Source organism: Pseudomonas sp. 2,4-D (genome assembly GCF_030418155.1).
GTDB lineage: Bacteria > Pseudomonadota > Gammaproteobacteria > Pseudomonadales > Pseudomonadaceae > Aquipseudomonas > Aquipseudomonas alloputida.
Genome location: NZ_JAUHUI010000017.1, coordinates 69,189 through 92,076, shown reverse-complemented (window position 1 = coordinate 92,076; position 22,888 = coordinate 69,189). Strand labels below are relative to the sequence as shown.

Here is a 22,888-nt window from a genome sequence, read left to right as displayed (position 1 = left end):
GAACAAATGCAACGCCCGCGATCAGGCGCGGGCGTTGTTGGCAGCGAGGGTCATTCGGCGACGTAGTTGGGCGGTGCCGCGCGGAAGGCTTTGGTCAGCCAGCCCAGGTAGACCAGCCCGAGCGCAGCCCAGATACCGCCAAACATCAGCGAATGTGCGTTCAGGTCCAGCCACAGCGAGACGATGATGCAGAAGCCGATGGTCGGCAGCACCAGGTACTTCAGCTGGTTGGCCAGGCCTTTACGGTTGCCTTCGCGCAGGTAGCAGTGGTTGATCACCGACAGGTTGACGAAGCTGAACGCGACCAGGGCGCCGAAGTTGATGATGGAAGTGGCGGTGACCAGGTCGAAGAAGATCGCCGACAGCGAAATCAGCCCTACCACGGCAATGTTCAGCACTGGCGTCTTGTAGCGCGAATGCAGGCGGGCGAAGACGCTGGCCGGGATCACGTTGTCGCGGCCCATTACATACAGCAGGCGCGACACGCTGGTTTGCGAGGCCAGGCCCGAGGCGATGGTGTTGATCACGGTGCAGGCGATGAAGATCGACTGGAAGAGCTTGCCGCCAACGTACAGGGCAATTTCCGGCAGGGCTGCTTCCTGGTCGTGGAAGCGGGCCATGGTCGGGAAGTAGGCCTGAATGAAGTACGACACGGTGATGAACACCACACCGCCAATCAGTGCGGTGAGGAAGATCGCCCGGGGAATGGTCTTGGCCGGATCGCGGGTTTCCTCGGACAGGCAGGTGACCGCGTCAAAGCCCAGGAACGAGAAGCACAGGATGGTCGCACCGGCGGCCAGGGCGCTGAACTGGGTCTGGCTGTCGGCGAACGGTATCAGGCTCCAGGTGGTACCCAGCCCTTCACCCTGGTCCAGGCCGCGCACGCACAGGTAGATGAACACGGCGATGATCGCCACCTGCACACCCACGAACAGCAGGTTGAAGTGCGCCACCAGGTTCACGCTGCGCATGTTGATCAGGCTGATCAGGGTGACGAAGCCGGCCACCCACATCCACTCAGGCACTTCCGGGAACATGGCCGAAAGGTACAGCTTGGCCAGTAGTGCGTTGACCATCGGTAGCAGCAGGTAGTCCAGTAACGAAGACCAGCCCACCAGGAAGCCCACGTGCGGGTTGATCGCGCGCTGGGTGTAGGTGTAGGCCGAGCCCGACTGCGGGAAGCGTTTTACCAGGGTGCCATAGCTAACTGCGGTGAACAGGATGCCGGCCAATGCCAGGATGTAGGCGCTGGGTACATGCCCGGCAGTAATCCCGCTGACGATGCCGAAGGTATCGAACACGGTCATCGGGGTCAGGTAGGCCAGGCCGATGATGATCACGTGCCAGAGACGCAGGGTTTTGCGGAGTTGGCCGTTGCCGGAAGCGCTGTGGTCAGGCTGCATGCTGGCATGGCTCCTGCTGCTGGGCGTAAACGACGGGCACGGTGTATTGCGCATGCGGCAAGGGCGAGCGGGTGGGCTCCATGTTGTTCACCTTTTATGTTGGAGCGGCGGAAGGCGCGGAGGGGCGCGCAAAGTGGTGAAAATAAAAAACAATGGGTAGGTGGGTGTCAAGTTAAACATGACAAGATGTTGCCAAATTGAAATATCTATCGATTAAATACGGGTTTTGTTCGGTTTTTGCGCGTTTTTTTGCGATTATGATCAATTTTTGTGTTCGTAAAAATTAACGAGCTATTTGCTTGCCTCACCGTGATGTCGGATGTGTCCGAAAAATGGCATTTCTCGACCTGGGCCAGCGCTCGGCCCAATCGGGGGTGGTACTCTTCGATTTCTGCGTGGCCTTTGGCCGCCTTCGAAGCCCTTACGGACAGCAATCGGTTCTATTCATGAAGAAATCAGTTGGCATCCTTTCCGGCCTGGCTATCGCCATTGCCGTCGCAACTACCGCAGGCGCCTGGTACACCGGCAAGCAGCTGCCGGCAGAGCTGGACAACGCCCTTGCACGCAGCAACGCCGAACTCAAAAAGGCCCTGGTCAGTACCGGTGGTAGCATGAGCATCGAGCGTGTGTCGCTGGAGCAGCATCTCTTCAGCAGCACTGCCCAGTACCGGCTCAAGGCTCGCGACATCAACGTGGGTCAGGGCGAGGTGATCAATTTTGACGTGGGCATGACCGACCAGATCGAGCACGGCCCGTTTCCGTGGTCGAGGGTCAGGGCACTGAAGCTGATGCCGGTAATGGCGGTCAGCAACAGCACGCTGCAGAAGGATGACGCCGTCGCGCCATGGTTCGCCGCTGCGGGTGAAAAGGCCCCGATCAGCGCGCAGACCAGCCTGGGTTACGGCGGTAGTGTGGTCAGCCAGGTTCAGCTGGCGCCGCTCAAGTTTGACGAAGCGGATGGCAACAGCCTTGACTTCTCGGGCATGCAGTTCGAAGTGAGTGGGGACAAGGAGGGCAAGGCCTCGAAGTTCCAAGGCCAGGCCGACAGGCTGGTGATGAAATGGGTGCATGACGACCAGCCGCCGGCCACCTTCGAGCTCAAAGGGCTGACGTTTGGCGGTAACCTCGCAGCCACCGCGCACGATGCCATCTATGTCGGTAACGTCGATCTGGCGTTGGCCGAAACCAAGGTCACCCTTGGGCCGAAACAGCAGGTGCTACTGATCAAGGGCCTGGAACAGAACGCCTTGCAAACCCTCGACGGCACGGACACCGTAGGTGGCCGCGCGGAGTACAAGGTCGGCGACATCAGCTGGGATGGCCGTGCGGTAGGCAAGGCGCAGATGGCGGTGAGCGTGACTTCGGTAAACGCCCCGGCGCTGCAGGCCTTGTCGAAGTGGTACCAGTCGCACTTGCCGGAGTTCGAGGCCGCCAGTGCTGCTGGCCAGCCGGTGCCGCAGATCCAGATGGACGACGCCGAAAAGGCCCGCTTCCAGGGTGACTTGCAGAAATTACTGGCCGCCAAGCCCAAGCTGGCGGTGGAAAACCTGTCGTTCAAGACCGCCAATGGCGAGAGCCGCTTCAACCTGTCGATGGACCTCGCCGCGCCGGCCAGCTTCGACTTGCCGCCGGACCAGCTGAGCAAGCAGATTATCACGGAGGTGAAAGGCAAGCTGTCGCTGTCCAAGCCGATGATCGGTGACCTGGCGACCTTGCAGGCGTTGCTGGATGGCCAGACCGACGCCCAAGCGATTGCCATGCAGTCGAGCCAGGCGGGGGAGATGGTCGGCATGATGGCGCTGCAGAGCGGCATGGCTACCGTGCAGGGCGATGATGTGGTCAGCAGCCTGCACTATGCCGATGGCATGGTCGATTTCAATGGCAGAAAAATGACCGTGGAAGAATTTGCCATGTTCATGGCGGCGCATCTGGGGGCCCTGTCGCCGCAGGGGTGATGGTTTCTCCTGTTGCGGCCTCTTCGCGGGTAAACCCGCTCCTACGAGATTTCACAGTGTAGGAGCGGGTTCACCCGCGAAGGGGCCCGCACAAGCACTACAAAAACCCCTTTAGTAATCGCTGGATTGTCTGTAGCCTTCGGCCTCCGATAATAATCCGCGCCCGCAGAGGGCCGTGGCGGTCAGCATGCCGTCCGGCGCCCTTAGCCGATCTGCCAGGGCCGGGTGATACACTCGATTTGACGCGCAAGCGCGCCTGCAGGTCCAGCGATCATGACCCAGATTTCCGAACGCCTATTGGTTCAGGCCCACCTCGACGCCAAGCAGCCCAACCCGCTGACAGCCGAGCAGGAGGCCGAATACCGTGCGGCCATCGCTGCCGAGCTCAAAGCCCAGAATGCCGTGCTGGTTGCCCATTACTACTGCGACCCGGTCATCCAGGCGCTGGCTGAAGAAACCGGCGGCTGTGTATCCGACTCGTTGGAAATGGCCCGCTTCGGCAAGAACCACCCGGCCAAAACGGTCATCGTGGCCGGTGTGCGCTTCATGGGCGAGACGGCAAAAATCCTCACCCCGGAAAAGCGCGTGCTAATGCCGACACTGGAGGCCACCTGCTCGCTCGACCTGGGCTGCCCGGTGGAAGAGTTCTCGGCCTTCTGCGACCAGCACCCTGAGCGCACCGTGGTGGTCTACGCCAACACGTCCGCAGCGGTGAAGGCACGCGCCGACTGGGTGGTGACTTCAAGCTGTGCACTGGAAATTGTCGAAAGCCTGATGGACAACGGCGAAACCATCATCTGGGGCCCGGACCAGCACCTGGGCCGTTACATCCAGAAGCAGACCGGTGCCGACATGCTGCTGTGGGACGGTGCCTGCATCGTTCACGAAGAGTTCAAGTCGCGCCAGTTGGCCGACATGAAGGCACTGTACCCGGATGCTGCGATCCTGGTGCACCCCGAGTCGCCGGAAGCGGTGATCGAGCTGGCCGACGCGGTGGGCTCCACCAGCCAGCTGATCAAGGCTGCCCAGACCCTGCCGAACAAAACCTTCATCGTCGCCACCGACCGCGGCATCTTCTACAAGATGCAGCAGCTGTGCCCGGACAAGGAATTCGTCGAAGCCCCCACCGCCGGCAACGGCGCGGCATGCCGCAGCTGTGCGCATTGCCCGTGGATGGCGATGAACACCCTGGAGCGGGTGCTGGATTGCCTGCGTAACGGCACCAACGAGATTTTCGTTGACCCGGCGCTGGTGCCCAAGGCGATCAAGCCGCTTAATCGCATGCTGGACTTTACCCAGGCGGCGCGGCTGAAGCTGTCTGGTAATGCCTGACGCCAGACCGCGTCATACTCTTCGCGGGCTCGCCCGCTCCCACAGATATTGCACCGTTTACCAAGGCGGTGGAGTACCTGTGGGAGCGGGCTTGCCCGCGAATCGCCTTCAGCGCCCCATCATTTCCTGAACCATGCGCCGCTGCTCCATGATCTCGCGCTGGCGCTGGTCAATCTGTGAGGCCAGCGGGAAATTCCCACCCGCCCGGCGCTTGGCGTAATCCAGCTGCTGGATTGCCTGATCAAAGTCGCCGACCAGCGTGAAGTACTCGGCACGCGCCCGGTGCAAGCCAATGGTATTGCCCGACAAGCCACGCACCTCGGCCATGTCGTACCACACATCCGGGTCATCCGGCCGACTCTTCACCAGCTCGTTCAACACCTTCTCGGCCTCAGCCGGCTTGTTCTGTTTCACCAGCAGGTCGGCGCGCACCTGTTTCAACGGGTAGTTGCCCGGGTACAGCCCCTGCATCCGTTCGGCGCGCTGCTGGGCGTCGGCAAGACGGTTGTTGGTGATGTCCAGGTCGATCTGCGCCAGGTTGTAGGTGATGTCGTTGGGCGCCTTGGCCAGCAGCGGCTTGAGCATTTCACGGGCCTCGTTCAATTGCCCGCCCTTGATCTGTGCCAAGGCCAGGCCATAACGTGCGGCGTCCAGCTTTGGGTCTTCGTCCAGTTGGGCGCGGAAGCGCTTGGCGGCAAGCCCCGGCGTGCCTTCGTAGGTCAGCGCCACCCGGGCGCGGATCAGCTGGTAGCGCATGCTGTCTTCGATACCACCCTTGGGCGCTTGGTCGGCGCGGTTACGGGTGTCGGCAATACGTGATTCGGTCACCGGGTGGGTCAGCAGGAACTCCGGCGGTTTGGCGTCATAGCGATACTGGCGTGCCAGGCGCTCGAACATGGTCGGCATGTTGCGTGGATCGTAGCCGGCCTTTTCCAGGTTCTGGATACCGATACGGTCGGCTTCCTGTTCATTCTGGCGCGAGAAGCGCCGTTGCTCCTGAATGGCCGCTGCCTGGGTGCCGGCAATCATGCCGATGCCCGCATCGCCGGCGCCACCTGCGGCCAGTACGATGCCGGCCAGCAGCGCCGCCATCATCGGCAACTGCATACGCTGCTGGGCCTCGACACCCCGCGCGAAGTGGCGTTGCGACAAGTGCGCCAGTTCGTGGGCCAGTACCGAGGCATATTCGCCCTCGGTCTGGGCGTTGAGGAACAGCCCACCGTTGACCCCTACAATGCCACCCGGGGCGGCAAAGGCGTTCAGCTCGCGGCTGTCGATCAGGATGAATTCCAGGCGCCGGTCCTGCAGCTGGCTGGTTTCGGCCAGCTTGTACACGCTGGTTTCGACATAGTCCTTGAGCTGTGGGTCGTTGAGCTGATTGACCTGGCCGCGCAGCAGGCTGAGCCAGGCACGGCCCAGTTGGTGCTCCTGTTGCGGCGAGACGATCGCAGAACTGGCATCACCCAGTGATGGCAGGTCGTCAGCATGGCCGGGAAGGGCCATCAGGCAGGCCAGCGTCAGCAGGGTAGGGCGCAGTAGATTCATGCATGAAGCTCGCGTCGGATCAAAGATACCTACTGTAGCGGGCTCACACGTTGGCGACCAGTGGCGCTATCCTAGCCAGCCATGCCAAGAAGCACCCTGGCGATGCCTTTGGAGACCCTGCGATGAGTAACACCCTGACCTGCGACGCCGAACTGGACGCCAGCGGGCTGAATTGCCCTTTGCCACTGCTCAAGGCCAAGATGGAGCTCAATCGCCTGGCCAGTGGCGCGGTGCTCAAGGTTATCGCCACGGACGCAGGCTCCCAGCGCGACTTCCGCACTTTCGCCCAGTTGGCCGGTCATACCCTGCTGCAAGAAACGGCCGAGGCCGGTACCTACACTTACTGGCTGCGCAAGGCCTGAGTCTTTTCCAAGGATCGTCAATGTTCAAAGTGCTTCGCGACTGGGTGCAGCGCTACTTCTCCGATGAGGAAGCGGTGGTGCTGGCGGTCCTGTTGTTCCTGGCTTTTACCGCCGTGCTCACCCTGGGCGGCATGCTCGCGCCGGTGCTGGCGGGCATGGTGCTGGCGTTTCTGATGCAGGGGCTGGTCAACGCCCTGGAGCGCGTGCGCGTACCTACACGGCTGGCGGTGATGCTGGTGTTCGCCTTGTTCATGGGCGCACTGGCGGTGTTCATGCTGGTGCTGGTACCGCTGCTGTGGCACCAGCTGATCACGCTGTTCAACGAGCTGCCGGGCATGCTCGGCAAGTGGCAGTCGTTGTTGCTGCTGCTGCCGGAGCGCTATCCGCACCTGGTGTCGGACGAGCAGGTATTGCATGCCATCGAATCGGTGCGCGGTGAAATAGGCAAGTTTGGTCAATGGGCGCTGACCTTCTCGCTGTCCAGCCTGCCCCTGCTGGTCAATGCCATGATCTATCTGGTGCTGGTGCCGATTCTGGTGTTCTTCTTCCTGAAGGATCGCGAACTCATTGGCCGCTGGGTCAGCGGCTACCTGCCGCGCCAGCGCACCTTGCTGAACCGGGTGGGCAGCGAGATGAACCGGCAGATCGCCAACTACATCCGTGGCAAGGGTATCGAGATTCTGATCTGCGGCATTGCCACTTACATCGCCTTTATCAGCCTGGGCCTCAATTACGCAGCACTATTGGCGTTGCTGGTGGGGTTGTCGGTGGTGGTGCCTTACGTGGGCGCGGTGGTCGTGACCGTGCCGGTGACCCTGATTGCGCTGTTCCAGTGGGGCTGGGGCGACCAGTTCATCTACCTGATGACAGTGTACGCGATCATCCAGGCGCTGGATGGCAATGTGCTGGTACCGCTGCTGTTCTCCGAAGCGGTGAGCCTGCACCCGGTGGCGATTATCTGCGCGGTGCTGCTGTTTGGCGGGCTATGGGGGTTTTGGGGGATATTCTTCGCCATCCCCCTGGCGACGCTGATCAAGGCCGTGCTGGATGCGTGGCCCAAGCAGGAGCCTAGCGTTTCACCGATGCTTTGAATGTAATTGGGGCCGCTCTGCGGCCCTTCTCGGGCCCTGCACAGTTCCATTGGGAGCGGGCGTGCCCGCGAAGGGCTGCAAGGCAGCCCCATTCAATTTCAAGCCTTGTTCAAGGCTTGGGCGGCCGCCAATACGGCATCCACATGCCCGGGCACCTTCACGCCACGCCATTCCTGGCGCAGCACCCCGTCCTTGTCGATCAGGAAAGTGCTGCGGTCAACGCCCATGTATTCCTTGCCATACAGCTTCTTCAGCTTGATCACGTCGAACAGCTGGCACAGGGCCTCGTCCTTGTCGCTGATCAGCTCGAACGGGAAGCCTTGCTTGGCCTTGAAGTTCTCGTGCGACTTGATGCCATCACGCGACACACCGAATACCACGGTGTTGGCCGCGGCGAAGGCGTCGTGCTGGTCGCGGAAGCCCTGGCCCTCAGTGGTGCAGCCTGGGGTGCTGTCCTTGGGGTAGAAGTACACCACCACCTGCTGGCCCTTGAGTTCGGCAAGGCTGACGGTTTGCCCGCTGGTGGCCTGGGCCTGGAAGTCGGCGACAGGTTGGTCGAGTGCTACAGCCATGATCGGTTTCCTTACATTGGGTTCTGGGGACGCCAAGGCTCGATCAGTGCGTCGAGGTTCAGGGCATCGGCAAAGTCCAGGAACTGGTCGCGTAGCCAGCTGATCTGCGTGCCGGCCGGCAGAATCACGGTGAACTGGGCGTTGAGCATGCTGCTACCGGTTTGCGGCGCCAGGTAGGTGTCGCAGGTCATGGCTTCCAGCTCGACGCGGTGGTCAAGGAAGAACTGGCACAGCTCGTTGATGATGTCCGGGCGGTAGGCAGCGCTGACGTAGGCCACATACGGAAGGGCCTGCGGGCGCACTTCCTGGTCCGCGCTGCGGACCACGTCGAGGGTCAGGCCGTGCTTCTTGCCCAAACCTGGCAGGGTGGATTCGAGACGTGCCAGGGCGTCCCAGCTGCCGCCCACCTGCAGCACCAGGGCGCTGGTCTCGCCGTGGCGGCTCAGGCGCGAGGTGACCACCGCGCAGCGGTTTTCGAAGGCAGCGCGGCTGAGGACGTTGGCCAGCTCCATGGGGTTCGGGCCCAAGGCACTGATGACAAGGAATTGTTCGCGGACGGTGGGGGTGGACATGCAGCATTCCTAAAGCGATGAGCGGTCGGCACAGGACGGGCAAAAGCCTCCTGTCGGCAGGGCCCGGGGCTCGCATGCGAGGTCTTGGACGCTGGCGGGGAGCAAGGTCGACGGCCCGGCGGGCCGCGCTGCACCGATCAAAGGGCCAAGGGTAGCGAAATAAGCCGCCGAGGGGAATGCTCCACCCGCCTGCTTCGCTTGTGCAAGGTCGATGCCCCCAGTACCATTACCGCTCTCTTTTTCCGGCAGGAGCAGTTACATGATTGCGGGCAGTATGGTGGCATTGGTCACACCCATGGATGCACAAGGGCGTGTTGACTGGGGCAGCCTCGACAAACTTGTAGACTTCCACCTGGAAAACGGCACCCATGCGATCGTCGCTGTCGGCACCACCGGTGAGTCGGCCACGCTGGATGTCGAAGAACACATCCTGGTCATCAAGCACGTGGTCGAGCGCGTCAAACGCAGCGCCAAACCGATTCCGGTCATCGCCGGCACCGGTGCCAACTCCACCGCCGAAGCCGTGCACCTGACCCAGAACGCCAAGAATGCTGGCGCCGACGCCTGCCTGCTGGTTGTGCCGTACTACAACAAGCCGACGCAAGAAGGCCTGTACCAGCACTTCAAGCACATTGCCGAAGCCGTCGACATCCCGCAGATCCTCTACAACGTTCCCGGCCGTACCTCCTGCGACATGCAGGCCGAGACCGTGATCCGACTGTCGACCGTGCCGAACATCATCGGCATCAAGGAAGCCACGGGCGACCTGGCCCGCGCCAAGGCCATTCTCGATGGCGTCAGCAAGGACTTCATCGTCATGTCCGGCGACGACCCGACTGCCGTCGAGCTGATCCTGATGGGCGGCAAGGGCAACATCTCCGTCACCGCCAACGTCGCTCCGCGCGAAATGGCGGACCTGTGCGAGGCCGCCCTTGAGGGCAATGCCGAGAAGGCCCGCGCAATCAACGAAAAACTCATGCCGCTGCACAAAGACCTGTTCTGCGAGTCCAACCCGATCCCGGTGAAATGGGCGCTCGTCGAAATGGGCCTGATGCAAAAAGGTATTCGCCTGCCCCTGACCTGGCTGAGCGAAGGCTGCCACGAAAAAGTCCGTACTGCCTTGCGCCAGTCCGGCGTACTGGTTTAAGAGGAAGTACACCGCATGAAGCGACTGGCTGGTCTTTCCGCCCTTGCCCTGATTATCTCCAGCACCAGCGGGTGTGGCTGGCTGTGGGGCGAGGATGGCTATTTCCGCGACCGCGGCAGTGACTACCTGCAGGCGCACCCGACCGCGCCGATGCAGCTGCCGCCGGACGCCAGCAACGTCAAACGCCTTGACCCGCTGCTGCCGATTCCGCGTAACGTCGCTGACGATAACGTCACTGGTGAGTTCGAAGTGCCTCGCCCGCAACCGCTGACCGGCGGTGCCGCCCAGGTCACCGACTACAGCCTGCAGCGCAGCGGCAGCAGCCGTTGGGTGCTGGCCCAGCATTCGCCAGCCGAGGTGTGGCCGGTAGCCCGGCAATTCTTCGAGGACAACGGCTTCCGCATTGCTGAAGAGCGCCCGCAGACTGGTGAGTTCAATACCACCTGGCAGCGTTTCGATGAACTGTCGGCATCGCTTGGCCAGCGTCTGGCCAGCACTGCCAGCAGCGGTGACAGCGAAGTGCGTGTACGTGTGCGCATGGAGCCTGGCGTGCAGCGCAACACCTCCGAAGTGTATGTGGTCAGCGTCGAGCGCCCGGCGGGCAGCACTGCCGAGCCTGCGTTCCCGTCCACCTCCAGCAATACCGGCACCGATGCCCTGCTGGTCGACGAAATGCTTGCCAGCATGAACCGCAGCGCCGAGAAGGGCGGTTCGGTGTCGCTGCTGGCCGCGCGCGATTTCGACGCACCAAGCCGCGTCAGCCTGAGCGAAGACGGCAGCGGCAACCCGGTACTGTACTTGGGCTCCGACCTGGACCGCGCCTGGTCTGGTGTGGGCCGTGCCCTGGAGCAGGGTGGCGAATGGCGTGTTGAAGACATCAACCGCAGCCTGGGCCTGTACTACATCAACCTGTCTGAAAAACCTGACGACAAGCAGAACCAGCCTGGCTTCTTCAGCCGCCTGTTCGGCAGCGAGCCGACCAAGGAAGAGCGTGAAGCCCGTGCCGAGCGTTACCAGGTTCGCCTGAGCAAGGTGGGTGAGAGCGTGCAGGTCACGGTCGAGAAAAACATCAACACCGTGGCTCCGGCCGATGTCGCCCGCCGCGTGCTGAGCGCCATTCAGGACCACCTGGGCTAAGTGCGCTTCGCGGTACTCGGAAGCGGCAGCCAAGGGAACGGCACGCTGATCGCCAGTGGTGACACGTTCATCCTGGTCGATTGCGGTTTTTCCCTGCGTGAAACCGAGCGGCGCCTGGCGTTGCTCGGGGTTTCTGCAGCTCAGCTCAGTGCAGTGCTGGTCACCCACGAACATGCCGACCACGTGCATGGGGTCGGCTTGCTGTCGCGGCGCTACAATGTACCGGTCTACCTCAGCCAAGGGACCTTGCGCGGCATGCGCAAGCCGGTAGAGGTGGCCGGTTTTCTCGCGTGTGGCCAAAGCCTGCGCATCGGCAGCCTGGAAGTGACCGCGGCGCGGGTCGAGCACGACGCTTACGAGCCATTGCAGTACGTGGTCAGCGATGGTCAGCGGCGTTTTGGCATGCTCACTGACCTGGGCTCGTACGACGCGCTGCTGTTGGAGCGTTACCAAGGCCTGAATGCATTGCTGATCGAGGCCAACCACTGCCGCGACCTGCTGGCACGCGGTCACTATCCGGCCTTTTTGAAGCAGCGGGTGGGTGGCATGCAAGGGCATTTGAACAATCACCAGGCCGCGCGCCTGGTGCACGAGTTGGGCTGGAGTAACCTGCAACACCTGGTGCTGGCCCACCTCAGTAGCAAGAACAACCTGCCACACTTGGCCCGCCAGTGCTTCGTCGACACCCTTGGGTGCGACCCGGACTGGCTCCAGGTGGCGAATCAGGAACACGGGCTCGACTGGCGCGAAATCGCCTAGCCCAACACCTCAAGCAAGCGGAGCCCAATCATGGAAAAACGCGAAGAACTTTACCGCGGCAAGGCCAAATCGGTTTACAAGACCGACGACGCCGACCGCTTGATCCTGCTGTTCCGTAACGACACTTCGGCGTTCGACGGCAAGCGTATCGAACAGCTCGACCGCAAAGGCATGGTGAACAACAAGTTCAACGCCTTCATCATGCAGAAACTGGAAGAAGCCGGCGTGCCGACCCAGTTCGACAAGCTGCTGGGCGACAACGAGTGCCTGGTGAAGAAGCTGGACATGATCCCGGTCGAGTGCGTGGTGCGCAACTACGCTGCCGGCAGCCTGGTCAAGCGCCTGGGCGTGGAGGAGGGCATCAAGCTGGAGCCGTCCACCTTCGAGCTGTTCCTGAAGAACGACGAGAAGGGCGACCCCTTCATCAACGAATCCCACGTTGTTGCGTTCGGCTGGGGCACCGCCGAGCAACTGGTGGAAATGAAGAAGCTGTCGTTGAAGGTCAACGAAGTGCTGAGCAAGCTGTTCGATGACGCCGGCCTGCTGCTGGTCGACTTCAAGCTGGAGTTCGGCGTATTCCACGGCCAGATCGTGCTGGGCGACGAGTTCAGCCCGGACGGCTGCCGCCTGTGGGACAAAGAAACCCGCAAGAAGATGGACAAGGACCGCTTCCGCCAGGGCCTGGGCGACGTGATCGAAGCCTACGAAGAAGTTGCCAAGCGCCTGGGCGTGCCGCTGTAAGCGGCACGTTCACGCAAGCGCCTGATACCACGCGGTTTTTTTGAAAAAAAGATTTGCGTTTTAAAAGAACGCTGGTATGATGCGCGGCATTGGAGAGATGCCGGAGTGGTCGAACGGGACGGATTCGAAATCCGTTGTACTGGCAACAGTACCTAGGGTTCAAATCCCTATCTCTCCGCCATACAAGATCAAGCCCCTGGGAGCGAAAGCTTTCGGGGGCTTTTTCGTTGCGCCTTACTTTTTCATCATCCCCAACTCAGCATCATCCAGCAGCGCCTTGGCCATCGCGCTCAGGTAATGCGAGGCCCAGATCAGTTTCTGGTCGCCGTCCATCAGGCCGGTGATGATCAGGTCGCGCACGTAACCCATCAGTTCGGAGGCCTGTTCGCGGGCGTCCTGGCAGGGGATGCCGGGTTCGATGCGGAACAGCGGGTGGGTGTTGTTTTCGCCTTGGTAGAAGCAGGTCTTGCCGACTGTGGTGGGTTCTGTTGTGTTGTCGGTGGGCATTGTTTTGTTTCCCTGGATTCTGGGTTGCCTGGGCTGGCCTCTTCGCGGGCATGCCCGCTCCCACAGGTGCTGTGCAGTGCATGACGGCTGTGGTGACCCTGTGGGAGCGGGCGTGCCCGCGAAGAGGCCTGACCTGCTAATGCAAGGTGTGAGGCTCTGTGGGTAAATGCGGCCGCATCTGCAACTGCATCAACGCCGACTCGACCAGCCCCTGTACCGCTTCCATTTCATGGATCACGGCCTGCATCACGATCGAGCTGTGGGCGGTGGGTTTGAGTTGCACGGATTGGCGGGCCACGGACAGGGCGCAGAGTACGTACTCTGAGGACTGGACCAGGGTGTCTTGCAGGAACTGGGTGGTATCGAGGGGTGGATCAGGGACCATCTTGCGCATAAACATCTCCAGGATCATTGGAGCTGCCGCAAGCTTGCTGTCAAACAAGAGGGTGGCAGCTGTACATGGGTTGACAGACCGAGGATCCCGGAGTAACTCGGCGCACACGAAGGTGCCCCACGTACAGCCGCCATAAACAGTGCACGTGTGCGGGAAATCGTCGGCCTGTCAAAGCCGGCCGTTGATTTTGCAACGACGAGCCGAGACTAGAGCGCGACCGAATCCGTCGCAACCGTTTGAGCGGGTTGGCAGTATGTTTGGGAAACGCCCTACAAGGAAGGGGATAATTCTGAGTGGAAGTTGTAGGACGGATTTCTACTAATCAATCAGACAGGCTTCCTGCAACATTTTGTCTTGAACTGACAATGGCACCTTGGGCTACAATGCGGCGCTCTGATACGCCACTCACGCCCAGGCCACACGCCGTAATGATTACGCGCGCTGGGCGATGAACTCTTCCTGACATGGATTCGTTGGATGCTTTGCGCCGTACTGGTCTCCCCCTGCGCCCCTCGCTGGACGGCTGAATTGTCGTCTGCGGCCAGTGCTGCACACTTTCTGAAAACCCCGCACAACTTTGAATGCTGCCGCCAACCATTGGCTGCGGTACGCGGCTGTGCGCCCCACCGAAAATGGAGTGCTCCACTTGCGTAAGAAATTCGTCGCGTCCCTTCTGGCGGTCGCCATCGCCTCTACCACGGCCTGTGCACAGCTCGGGATCAGCAAAGAGCAAGCGGGCACCGTGATCGGTGGCCTGGCCGGTGTGGCCATCGGCTCGACCATGGGCAGTGGCAACGGCAAGATCGCCGCCGCGCTGATCGCAGGTGGCATTGGCGCCTACGTGGGCAACCGCATCGGCCACATGCTCGATGAAAAGGACCAGCAAGCCCTGGCGCTGCGTACGCAGGAAGTGCTGAGCCAGCAGCAAACCACTGCCAGTGCCCAGCCAGTGACCTGGAAGTCCGACCACTCCGGCGCCACCGCGCAGATCGTGCCGGGCAAGGAATACACCAAGACCAAGCAGGTCGAGGTCAAGCGCGCGCCGAAGATCCAGGCGGTGCCGTCGATGAAGCTGATCAACGAGCCGTATGTGACCATCAGCGACAACCTCAACGTGCGCGCCGCGCCTAACCAGGCTGGCGAGAAGGTCGGCAGCCTGAAGAACCACACCGAATTCACCGCCGTGGGCTCCACCGGTGACTGGATTCTGGTCGGCCGCAAGGGTGTGACCGTGGGCTATGTGCACAAGAACTACGTAGAGCCCAAGGCACAAGCGGTCGCCAAGCGTGTAACGCCAGCCGTCAACCTGGACGAGCTGGACGTTGCCGCCAGCAAGGAAACCCAAGGCTTCGACCTGGACTCGGTGCAGTCGCTGCCGACCCAGACAGTTGCCGCCGAAGCGGCCTGCCGCCCGGTCACCGTCAGCCTGAAATCGCAAAGCGGCCAGACCGAACAAGAGCAGAACACCTTCTGCAAACAAGCCAACGGCACCTGGGAACTGATCTGAGGAACTCCATGAAAAAGCACGCGCTCGCGCTGGCTGTGATCGGCGCTTGTGGTCTGGTACCGCAGGCGTTCGCTCACGAGCTGGCCTTTTCCAAGAAAGACAACATCAAGGTTGAAGTGCCCGGGGATGCCTCCACCTGGTGCAAACCCCAGGTCGACCTGACCATTACCCGCCCGGCCTGGGATAACCAGGAACTGCTGTCAGGCCTGCTGACCAAGCTGCCGTTCGTGTTCGCCAAGGACTGCTCGACCGCCAAGGTGAGCTGGAAGGCGGTCGATGCCAAGGGCAACCTGTACGCCAGCGGCTCGGGCAATGCCAGCAACCTGGGGCTGGTGACCCTGGCTGCTGCGCCCGCCACTGCCGCCCCGGCGCCGGCGGCAGCAGCAGCTGCACCTGCTCCGGCACCTGCGCAGCCAGAAGCACCGGCTGCTGCTGCACCGACACCGGCACCTGCTCCGGCCCCAGCCCCAGCTCCTGCTGCTGCAGCGGCCCCGGCAGTAGTCGAAGCCGCACCTGCGCAGGCAAAACCCGCTCCGGCCCCCGCGCCCGCGCCAGCCGTAGCTGCAGAGCCAGCCCCAACCCCCGAAGCCCCGGCAGCAGCCCCTGTTGTGCCGCCCGCTCCGGCACCTGCCACAGCAGTCGCCGCAGCCCCCACTTCGGACTTTGGTCGCTCGGTGGTCCTGGAAAACCGCAACCTGATGCAGGTAACGGACGGCACCGGCTGCAAATGGGTGCTCAGTACCTCGATCATCGGCGATGGCGACACCCTGTCGTTCGGCACCACCCCGGCCATGCCGTGCCCGGCGTCCGGCTTTGGTGAAGGCAGCTTCGACAAAATCAGCTGGAAGGCTGTGGGTACCTACCGGGGTGATAACTGGACCCGCGTTTATGCTCACCCGAGTGGTTTGATCTTCAACAAGCACCTTGAGCCTGCGGTAAAGGACAAGGCCGTTTCTTATCTCACGCCGCAAGCTGACCAGGCCGCGTTCCTGGTCGGTGAGATCCCAGGCCGGCAGATGAAGGTGTACCTGACGTTCACCCGCTCCAGCTACGGCGTGCTCCGCCCGTTCGGCAGCGACCCTTACTACGTCGCGGTCACCCCGGACGAGTCGTTTGCCCTGGACGCGGTCAAGTACAAGGAAGCTGCGCTGGAAATCTTCGACCTGATCAAGACCACCTCGCCGACCACCACCGATGTGGCCAACCTGTTCATCGTCAAAGACCTGTCGGCGATCTCGAACAACATCTGGGGCAACGACGCGCAGAAGATTACCCGCAACCGCATCGGCATCAACCGCCAAGGCCTGTTTTTCGATGTGCGCGACGGAGCCAACTGGGCGGTACAGCGTGAGCAGCAGCGTGTGCGTGAGCAGCGTCAGCGCCAACAGGAACTGGCCCGCGTGCACACCCGTGTGCTGGAGCGTTACCAGCAGTTGCAGGACGGCATGAGCGACTTCAAGGGGCGTGAAACCGAGGCGTTGGCGCAGATGGCGGGTATCAAGGTGCGCTTCGCTTCGCCACTGGAGCAGCAAAACCCTGCGACCTCGGCCAGCGTGGTGCCAATGATGGTGCACGTCACCGGCAAGAAAGGTGACTTCTACAGCATCGACTTCCCGAGCAACGGCCGCCTGGTTGCGGACGAGGAATACAGCGAAGGCTGGTACGTGACCCAGGTGGCCAACGCCACGCCGTACTACCCGCTGGACGACGGCCGCGCCGTGCCTACCTACCGTGCCTACAGCGCCGGTGAACCCGAGGCCTGCAAGCAGGACCACTGTGCCGACCGCGTGTCGTTCGGCGCCGTGCTGGCCAAGGAATTCCCCAACGCCGGTATCGATTTCAGCTGGACCCCCGAGGTCTCCCAACAGTACGTGAACGACTGGAACAACGCTTCCGCCATGGTCCAGTGAGGCAAACACCATGATCAAACAGATGAACAAGAAGCAGCTGCTGATTGGCGGTGTGGCCACAGCGGTGCTGGTGCTCGGTGGTGGCTATGCGATGGTCTCCAGCTCGGGCAAGAAGGCTGCGCTGGCCTACTACGACGACTTCAAGGAGCGCTATTTCCTTGAGGATGTGCTGTCTGAGGGAGACATTTCCTACTCGGCGTTTTCCGGCAACCTGACGGTAGCCGACCCGGAGATCCGCGTGGCGGCGGCGCAGACCAATGGCGCCCAGCAGTTCATGCGCGGCCTGTCGGGCTTGATGGAGTCCGTACAGGGTGGTTCGGCTGAGGAAGGCCTGGCGGGCTGGGCCAAGTACCAGCTCAATGTCAGCCGCAATGTGGCCGGGGTGTACCTGAAGGCTGATGCGCTGAAGCTGGCCCATGACGGAGACAGCAAGGATGGCAGCATTCATATCCAGTTGCTGGGCATGCAGATGGGCAACCCTTACGTTGCCAGCAAGGGTGCCGAAGTCGTGCTGGTGGCTGATGTCAGCGACGAGGTCCAGCCACGTGCCGAGCTGGCCGCCAATGGTCGGGCCGCCCCGTCGAACTTCACCTGGGGCGCCAACATGGCGGTGCGCCAGCCAGTGACTGGCGCGTTTCTGGTCAGCAGCACCGGTGACTTTGGTACCACGGTCGACCTGGACTTCACCATCAAGCGCTCCAGCGATGGCGAAGGCTCGATGACGTTCGTGGTCACCCACCGCAACGACGGCTCCAAGGTGGGAGAGATCGTGCGCAAGGCCGACTTCCAGACGCTGCCGGAGCTGGACGATGTCGAAACCCAGCTCAAAAGTGCCCTGAGCGCGATGCTGATCGGGGCATACAGCCCGTACTCCGGCCAGGCAGTGTTGGCTGAAGCGGTGAGCGGCTTTGCCCGCAAGGCCAAGGTCGAGAACTACTCGGTGAGCTACAGCGGCTTCAAATCGCTGAAAGAGGCTTTCAGCGAATACCAGCAGCAAGTCCCCAAGGCAAAGTTCGCAGCCTTCTGCCAGGAGGTTGGGCTGTCGTCGTGGAGCAGTGACTTTGGCGCCAAGGCCAAGAACCACAGCGACTCGGAATGCGCCATCGGGCAGAAGCTGGTCGAAGACGGCATGTTCGAAGAGCAGTACACCTTCAAGGAAGGCAAGAGCCTGTTTGCGGCGTTGTTCGTGAGCAAGGCGTATCAGCTGGAAACCAATTGACTGGGTAATGGCTGAGTGAACAAGCCCTCGGGAACCAGGAGTTGCCGGGGCTTTTTTAGGGTTGCTGTCAGGCGTACCCGGACCCTGTCGGGCGTGGGATCAGCGCATCGCCGCCAGTTTGATGCCGAATCCCACCAGGCAAGCCCCCGCCAGCCGCTCGAACATATTGGCAATCCGCGGGCTGGCGCGCATGCGCTCGGCCAGTTGATGGGTCAGCACCACGGCAATCAGCCCATACAGGAAGGTCACCACCGCCACTGTCGCCGCCATGAAACCGAACGTCACCAGCCCTTGGTGCTTCACCGGGTCGACGAACAGCGGGAAAAACGCCATGTAGAACATGATCGCCTTGGGGTTGAGCAGGGTGATCATCATGGTCTGGCGCAGGTACTGGCCGTTGTCCGTGCGGCAGGTGTGTGCTGCACCACCGGGTTTGCTCAGCAGCATGCGCAGGCCCAAATAGGCCAGGTATGCAGCCCCCGCCCACTGCACCACATGAAAGGCGGCAGGGTAGGTGGCCAGCAGGGTGGCGACACCGGCTACCGCCAGCCACAGCAGCACCTGGTCACCCACGATCACGCCACAGGTCGCGGCCAGGCCTGCCTTGATACCGCCCTTGCCGGTGGCGGTGATCAGGGCGAAATTGCCCGGGCCGGGGATGGCTAGAAGAATAAGGAAGGCGATGACGAATGCGCCGTAGTCGGTGACGCCAAGCATGGTGAGTTCCTGTTGGGCATTGCGAAGGCAGTGCGCTGAACTATCGTCGCCAAAGGCGCGCTTTTCAACCTGTTGTTGCACAGTTGCAAAGAACCTGTGCCAAGTGCGGCTTGGATCCAATGCCTGGAGTCTGTATGATTCCGCGGCCATCAGACGATGGTCGAAGATGATTCATTTAAAGGACTGAGTAATGAAAAAGCTGTTCAAGGCCACCGTTGCCGTTGCCGTCGTTTCGGGTGTTGCCCTGCTGTCGGGTTGCACTGGCCAGGTTTACAACCAACCGAAAAACTGCACCTACGACTACCTGTTCCACCCTTCGGTTTCCATCTCCAAGATCATCGGTGGCTGCGGCCCGATCGATAAACTGCCTCAGCAGCAGTAATCTTGGCGGTACCCTGATCGCGACGCTTGCGGCGTGATCCAAGGCCCCCGGTCATGCACATGGCCGGGGGTTTTTTGTTTTTGACGTGACAAACTGCCGCTGGGGCAACCGGTCGCCTTGACGCTCCGGCCTGCAATTTGTTTGTGCTGGCATTTCAGATACAATCGGAAAAACGATTCAGCCTTGTCGGTCAATTCGACCAAAGGCCGAGCCGTTTTCTGGTTCTCTGGCTGCTGAACAATGATCAACAAAAAGCCTGCGCTGAAGAACACGCTTTACCGGGGCCAGCCACAGGCCCTCACTCTGTTCTCCTGACTGGAATTGATCAATGTTCAAGAAAGCTGGCAAGACCTTGCTGGGTCTGGCGGTCGCTGCAAGCGTCATGCAAGCGCACGCTACAGAAACCAAGAAAGTAGACGTGCTGCTGGTCGGCGGCGGCATCATGAGCTCCACCCTGGCCGTGTGGCTGCACGAGCTGGAGCCAAGCTGGTCGATGGAAATGGTCGAGCGCCTGGATGGCGTGGCCGAAGAAAGCTCCAACGGCTGGAACAACGCCGGTACCGGCCACTCCGCGCTGGCCGAGCTGAACTACACCCCGGAAGACAAGGACGGCAACGTCAACATCTCCAAGGCCATCGAAATCAACGAAGCCTTCCAGATTTCCCGCCAGTTCTGGTCGTGGCAAGTACGCCAGGGCGTATTGAAGAACCCGCACTCGTTCATCAACACCACCCCGCACATGAGCTTCGTGTGGGGCGATGACAACATCAAGTTCCTCAAGAAGCGCTACGACGCACTGCAGGCCAGCCCGCTGTTCCGCCCGATGCAGTACTCCGAGGACCACGCGCAGATTGCCAAGTGGGTCCCGCTGATGATGGAGGGCCGCGACCCGAACCAGAAGCTGGCCGTGACCTGGACGCCGATCGGCACCGACGTCAACTTTGGTGAGATCACCCGCCAGTTCGTTGGCCACCTGCAGACCCAGAAAGGTTTCGAGCTGAAGCTGTCCAGCGAAGTGCAGGACATCAGCCGCAACAAGGACGGCTCCTGGCACGTCGAATACAAGAACCTGAAGGACGGTACCGAGTCGGCCACCGACGCCAAGTTCCTGTTCATCGGTGCCGGCGGCGGCGCGCTGAAGCTGCTGCAGAAGTCGGGTATTCCGGAAGCCAAGGAATACGCAGGTTTCCCGGTGGGCGGTTCGTTCCTCGTGACCGAGAACCCGACCGTGGCCATGCAGCACATGGCCAAGGCCTACGGCATTGCCTCGACCGGTGCGCCACCCATGTCGGTCCCGCACCTGGACACCCGTGTGCTGGATGGCAAGCGCGTGATCCTGTTTGGCCCGTTCGCCACCTTCTCGACCAAGTTCCTGAAGAACGGCTCGTACCTGGACCTGCTGAGCAGCACCACCACCCACAACGTGTGGCCGATGACCAAGGTCGGTATCGAGCAGTACCCACTGGTCGAGTACCTCGCTGGTCAGCTGATGCTGTCTGACGATGATCGCTTCGAAGCCCTGCGCACCTACTTCCCGAACGCCAAGAAAGAAGAATGGCGCCTGTGGCAGGCCGGTCAGCGTGTGCAGATCATCAAGCGTGATGCCGAGAAGGGCGGTGTGCTGAAGCTGGGCACTGAAGTGGTGGCGTCCGAAGACCGCACCATCGCTGGCCTGCTGGGTGCCTCGCCGGGTGCTTCGACTGCTGCGCCGATCATGCTGCACGTGCTGGAAACAGTGTTCAAGGAGAAGGTCGCTACCCCAGAGTGGCAGGCCAAGATCAAGGAAATCGTGCCGAGCTACGGCACCAAGCTGAACGACTCGGCAGCGGCCACCCAGAAAGAGTGGAACTACACCGCTGAAGTGCTGCAACTGGGTAAACCGCCGGTGATCGACGCCAGCGTTGAATTCGGTGGCGCGGCAAGCAAGCCGGTCGAGAGCAAGCCTGAGAACGACATGGCGCTGTAAACGGCCATTGTTGTGAAAGAAAGCCACGGGGGAGACCTCGTGGCTTTTTTGTTGCCAAACACAGCGCAACCCTCAGGTTTATCGCCATCCCTGTAGGAGCGGGTTCACCCGCGAAGAGGCCTGCCCAGGTATCACTGCTGGCGCAGGATGCACTCCAGCAACCCCGGGAACCGTTTATCCAGCATCTCGCTACGCAGCGAATTCATATGGGTCGTCCCCACATTGCGGGTTTGCACCAGCCCTGCATCACGCAACACACGGAAGTGGTGAGACATGCTCGACTTCGGCCTGCCTCCGTCCAGCTCGCCACAGCTGGCCTCGGCCACACCGGCCAGGTGGCGGACGATTTCCAGGCGCACGGGGTCGCTGAGCGCATAGAGCAGGCGTTCAAGGATGAGGTCTTCGGGGTTGGGATGTTTATAGGCTCGCATGATTGACATGATAACGGGGGTTCCATTAATTGCCATAGTTCGATTATGATCGAACAACAGTATTCAACTGAACCCGGAGTTTCCCATGTCCGCACTGTTCGAACCCTACACCCTCAAAGACGTCACCCTGCGTAACCGTATCGCCATTCCGCCGATGTGCCAGTACATGGCCGAAGACGGCATGATCAACGACTGGCACCACGTACACTTGGCCGGCCTGGCCCGTGGTGGTGCCGGCTTGCTGGTGGTCGAAGCCACTGCTGTGGCCCCGGAAGGGCGTATCACCCCCGGTTGCGCCGGGATCTGGAGCGATGCCCACGCTCAGGCGTTCGTTCCGGTGGTGCAGGCCATCAAGGCTGCCGGTTCGGTGCCGGGTATCCAGATCGCCCACGCCGGGCGCAAGGCCAGCGCCAACCGCCCGTGGGAGGGTGACGACCACATTGCCGCCGACGACGCGCGCGGCTGGGAGACCATTGCCCCGTCTGCCATTGCCTTTGGCGCGCACCTGCCGAAAGTGCCACGGGAAATGACGCTGGACGATATCGCCCGGGTCAAGCAGGACTTCGTCGATGCCGCCCGCCGTGCGCGTGATGCCGGCTTCGAGTGGATAGAACTGCACTTTGCCCATGGCTACCTGGGCCAGAGCTTCTTCTCCGAGCATTCCAACAAGCGCACCGATGCCTACGGTGGCAGCTTCGACAACCGCAGCCGCTTCCTGCTGGAAACACTGGCTGCCGTGCGCGAAGTGTGGCCGGAGAACCTGCCGCTGACCGCGCGCTTTGGTGTGTTGGAATACGATGGCCGCGATGAGCAGACCCTGGAAGAGTCGATCGAACTGGCCCGCCGCTTCAAAGCCGGTGGGCTCGACCTGCTGAGCGTGAGTGTCGGCTTCACCATTCCCGACACCAACATTCCCTGGGGCCCAGCGTTCATGGGGCCGATTGCCGAGCGTGTGCGCCGCGAAGCGAAGCTGCCCGTGACGTCGGCGTGGGGCTTTGGTACGCCGCAGTTGGCGGAGGCCGCATTGCAGGCCAACCAGCTGGATCTGGTTTCGGTAGGGCGCGCGCACCTGGCCGACCCGCACTGGGCTTACTTTGCGGCCAAGGAGCTGGGGGTGGAAAAAGCGTCCTGGACCTTGCCGGCGCCTTATGCGCACTGGCTCGAGCGTTACCGCTGAGGCTTGGAGGGGCTGCTTTGCAGCCCATTCGCGGGCAAGCCCGCTCGCACAGAGACACCACA

The 22,888-nt window shown here is 61.7% G+C and carries 22 protein-coding genes and 1 tRNA gene; 15 read left to right on the top strand and 8 right to left on the bottom strand.

Going from position 1 to position 22,888, the window contains the following annotated elements:
• Positions 1-50: 50 nt before the first annotated feature.
• Positions 51-1,403: an APC family permease gene (locus tag QYE47_RS14535; RefSeq protein ID WP_010952372.1), complete on the bottom strand. Its 1,353-nt coding sequence runs from the start codon at positions 1,401-1,403 to the stop codon at positions 51-53.
• Between the two features lie 446 nt (positions 1,404-1,849).
• Between QYE47_RS14535 and QYE47_RS14530 the strand changes: the two genes are divergently transcribed.
• On the top strand, positions 1,850-3,358 hold the full coding sequence (locus QYE47_RS14530) for a YdgA family protein (RefSeq protein WP_026031963.1): 1,509 nt from the start codon (positions 1,850-1,852) through the stop codon (positions 3,356-3,358).
• Between the two features lie 273 nt (positions 3,359-3,631).
• Entirely contained in the window at positions 3,632-4,690 is a 1,059-nt protein-coding gene (gene nadA / locus QYE47_RS14525) for a quinolinate synthase NadA (protein WP_014590003.1), read from the top strand.
• A gap of 108 nt (positions 4,691-4,798) precedes the next feature.
• Here nadA and QYE47_RS14520 read toward each other — a convergent pair whose 3' ends face one another.
• Positions 4,799-6,235 (bottom strand): M48 family metalloprotease, encoded by a 1,437-nt coding sequence (locus tag QYE47_RS14520; protein WP_014590004.1) that lies wholly within the window; start codon positions 6,233-6,235, stop codon positions 4,799-4,801.
• 122 nt (positions 6,236-6,357) lie between these two features.
• On the opposite strand from QYE47_RS14520, the gene QYE47_RS14515 reads away from it, so the two are divergent.
• Positions 6,358-6,597 (top strand): sulfurtransferase TusA family protein, encoded by a 240-nt coding sequence (locus QYE47_RS14515; protein WP_003254745.1) that lies wholly within the window; start codon positions 6,358-6,360, stop codon positions 6,595-6,597.
• A 20-nt stretch (positions 6,598-6,617) separates the two neighbouring features.
• Entirely contained in the window at positions 6,618-7,688 is a 1,071-nt protein-coding gene (locus QYE47_RS14510) for an AI-2E family transporter (protein WP_003254744.1), read from the top strand.
• A 98-nt stretch (positions 7,689-7,786) separates the two neighbouring features.
• On the opposite strand, the gene QYE47_RS14505 is transcribed toward QYE47_RS14510, so the two are convergent.
• Together QYE47_RS14505 and QYE47_RS14500 are read right to left on the bottom strand one after the other, a co-directional pair.
• Entirely contained in the window at positions 7,787-8,260 is a 474-nt protein-coding gene (locus QYE47_RS14505; protein ID WP_003254742.1) for a peroxiredoxin, read from the bottom strand.
• Positions 8,261-8,271: 11 nt separating this feature from the next.
• Positions 8,272-8,832 (bottom strand): glycine cleavage system protein R, encoded by a 561-nt coding sequence (locus tag QYE47_RS14500; RefSeq protein ID WP_003254741.1) that lies wholly within the window; start codon positions 8,830-8,832, stop codon positions 8,272-8,274.
• A gap of 259 nt (positions 8,833-9,091) precedes the next feature.
• Here QYE47_RS14500 and dapA point away from each other — a divergent pair, with 259 nt between their 5' ends.
• The 5 genes from dapA to QYE47_RS14475 all read left to right on the top strand — a co-directional run bounded on the left by dapA (position 9,092) and on the right by QYE47_RS14475 (position 12,797).
• On the top strand, positions 9,092-9,979 hold the full coding sequence (dapA, locus tag QYE47_RS14495) for a 4-hydroxy-tetrahydrodipicolinate synthase (protein ID WP_003254739.1): 888 nt from the start codon (positions 9,092-9,094) through the stop codon (positions 9,977-9,979).
• A gap of 15 nt (positions 9,980-9,994) precedes the next feature.
• Positions 9,995-11,116 carry an outer membrane protein assembly factor BamC gene (gene bamC / locus QYE47_RS14490; protein ID WP_070383551.1) on the top strand — a complete coding sequence of 374 codons (1,122 nt, stop codon included), beginning with the start codon at positions 9,995-9,997 and terminating at the stop codon, positions 11,114-11,116.
• On the top strand, positions 11,117-11,875 hold the full coding sequence (locus QYE47_RS14485) for an MBL fold metallo-hydrolase (protein WP_070383552.1): 759 nt from the start codon (positions 11,117-11,119) through the stop codon (positions 11,873-11,875).
• A 30-nt stretch (positions 11,876-11,905) separates the two neighbouring features.
• Complete coding sequence (purC, locus tag QYE47_RS14480) at positions 11,906-12,616, top strand: phosphoribosylaminoimidazolesuccinocarboxamide synthase (protein WP_003254733.1); 711 nt, start codon at positions 11,906-11,908, stop codon at positions 12,614-12,616.
• Positions 12,617-12,707: 91 nt separating this feature from the next.
• A tRNA-Ser gene (locus QYE47_RS14475) sits at positions 12,708-12,797 on the top strand.
• Between the two features lie 53 nt (positions 12,798-12,850).
• Here QYE47_RS14475 and QYE47_RS14470 read toward each other — a convergent pair.
• Positions 12,851-13,123: a DUF3077 domain-containing protein gene (locus QYE47_RS14470; protein ID WP_012051485.1), complete on the bottom strand. Its 273-nt coding sequence runs from the start codon at positions 13,121-13,123 to the stop codon at positions 12,851-12,853.
• A gap of 136 nt (positions 13,124-13,259) precedes the next feature.
• Positions 13,260-13,517 carry a hypothetical protein gene (locus QYE47_RS14465; RefSeq protein ID WP_054889139.1) on the bottom strand — a complete coding sequence of 86 codons (258 nt, stop codon included), beginning with the start codon at positions 13,515-13,517 and terminating at the stop codon, positions 13,260-13,262.
• Between the two features lie 646 nt (positions 13,518-14,163).
• Between QYE47_RS14465 and QYE47_RS14460 the strand changes: the two genes are divergently transcribed.
• From QYE47_RS14460 to QYE47_RS14450, 3 genes are read left to right on the top strand one after another with little or no spacing between them, the layout of a single operon-like run.
• Positions 14,164-15,024: an SH3 domain-containing protein gene (locus QYE47_RS14460; protein ID WP_003254727.1), complete on the top strand. Its 861-nt coding sequence runs from the start codon at positions 14,164-14,166 to the stop codon at positions 15,022-15,024.
• Positions 15,025-15,032: 8 nt separating this feature from the next.
• Positions 15,033-16,934, top strand: coding sequence for a hypothetical protein (locus QYE47_RS14455; RefSeq protein ID WP_014590010.1), 1,902 nt, complete (start codon positions 15,033-15,035; stop codon positions 16,932-16,934).
• A 10-nt stretch (positions 16,935-16,944) separates the two neighbouring features.
• Positions 16,945-18,153 carry a hypothetical protein gene (locus QYE47_RS14450; protein WP_014590011.1) on the top strand — a complete coding sequence of 403 codons (1,209 nt, stop codon included), beginning with the start codon at positions 16,945-16,947 and terminating at the stop codon, positions 18,151-18,153.
• A gap of 99 nt (positions 18,154-18,252) precedes the next feature.
• On the opposite strand, the gene QYE47_RS14445 is transcribed toward QYE47_RS14450, so the two are convergent.
• Positions 18,253-18,870 (bottom strand): LysE family transporter, encoded by a 618-nt coding sequence (locus QYE47_RS14445; protein WP_301159092.1) that lies wholly within the window; start codon positions 18,868-18,870, stop codon positions 18,253-18,255.
• Positions 18,871-19,060: 190 nt separating this feature from the next.
• Between QYE47_RS14445 and QYE47_RS14440 the strand changes: the two genes are divergently transcribed.
• The gene (locus tag QYE47_RS14440) at positions 19,061-19,252 is read left to right on the top strand and encodes a YhfL family protein (RefSeq protein WP_003254720.1); all 192 of its coding nucleotides are present in this window, start codon (positions 19,061-19,063) and stop codon (positions 19,250-19,252) included.
• 328 nt (positions 19,253-19,580) lie between these two features.
• Positions 19,581-21,218, top strand: a complete 1,638-nt coding sequence (mqo, locus tag QYE47_RS14435; protein ID WP_014590013.1) for a malate dehydrogenase (quinone) — start codon at positions 19,581-19,583, stop codon at positions 21,216-21,218.
• Positions 21,219-21,349: 131 nt separating this feature from the next.
• On the opposite strand, the gene QYE47_RS14430 is transcribed toward mqo, so the two are convergent.
• Positions 21,350-21,685, bottom strand: a complete 336-nt coding sequence (locus QYE47_RS14430) for a helix-turn-helix transcriptional regulator (protein WP_041166859.1) — start codon at positions 21,683-21,685, stop codon at positions 21,350-21,352.
• A 49-nt stretch (positions 21,686-21,734) separates the two neighbouring features.
• Here QYE47_RS14430 and xenA point away from each other — a divergent pair, with 49 nt between their 5' ends.
• Positions 21,735-22,826: a xenobiotic reductase XenA gene (gene xenA / locus QYE47_RS14425; RefSeq protein WP_010952388.1), complete on the top strand. Its 1,092-nt coding sequence runs from the start codon at positions 21,735-21,737 to the stop codon at positions 22,824-22,826.
• Positions 22,827-22,888: the final 62 nt, after the last annotated feature.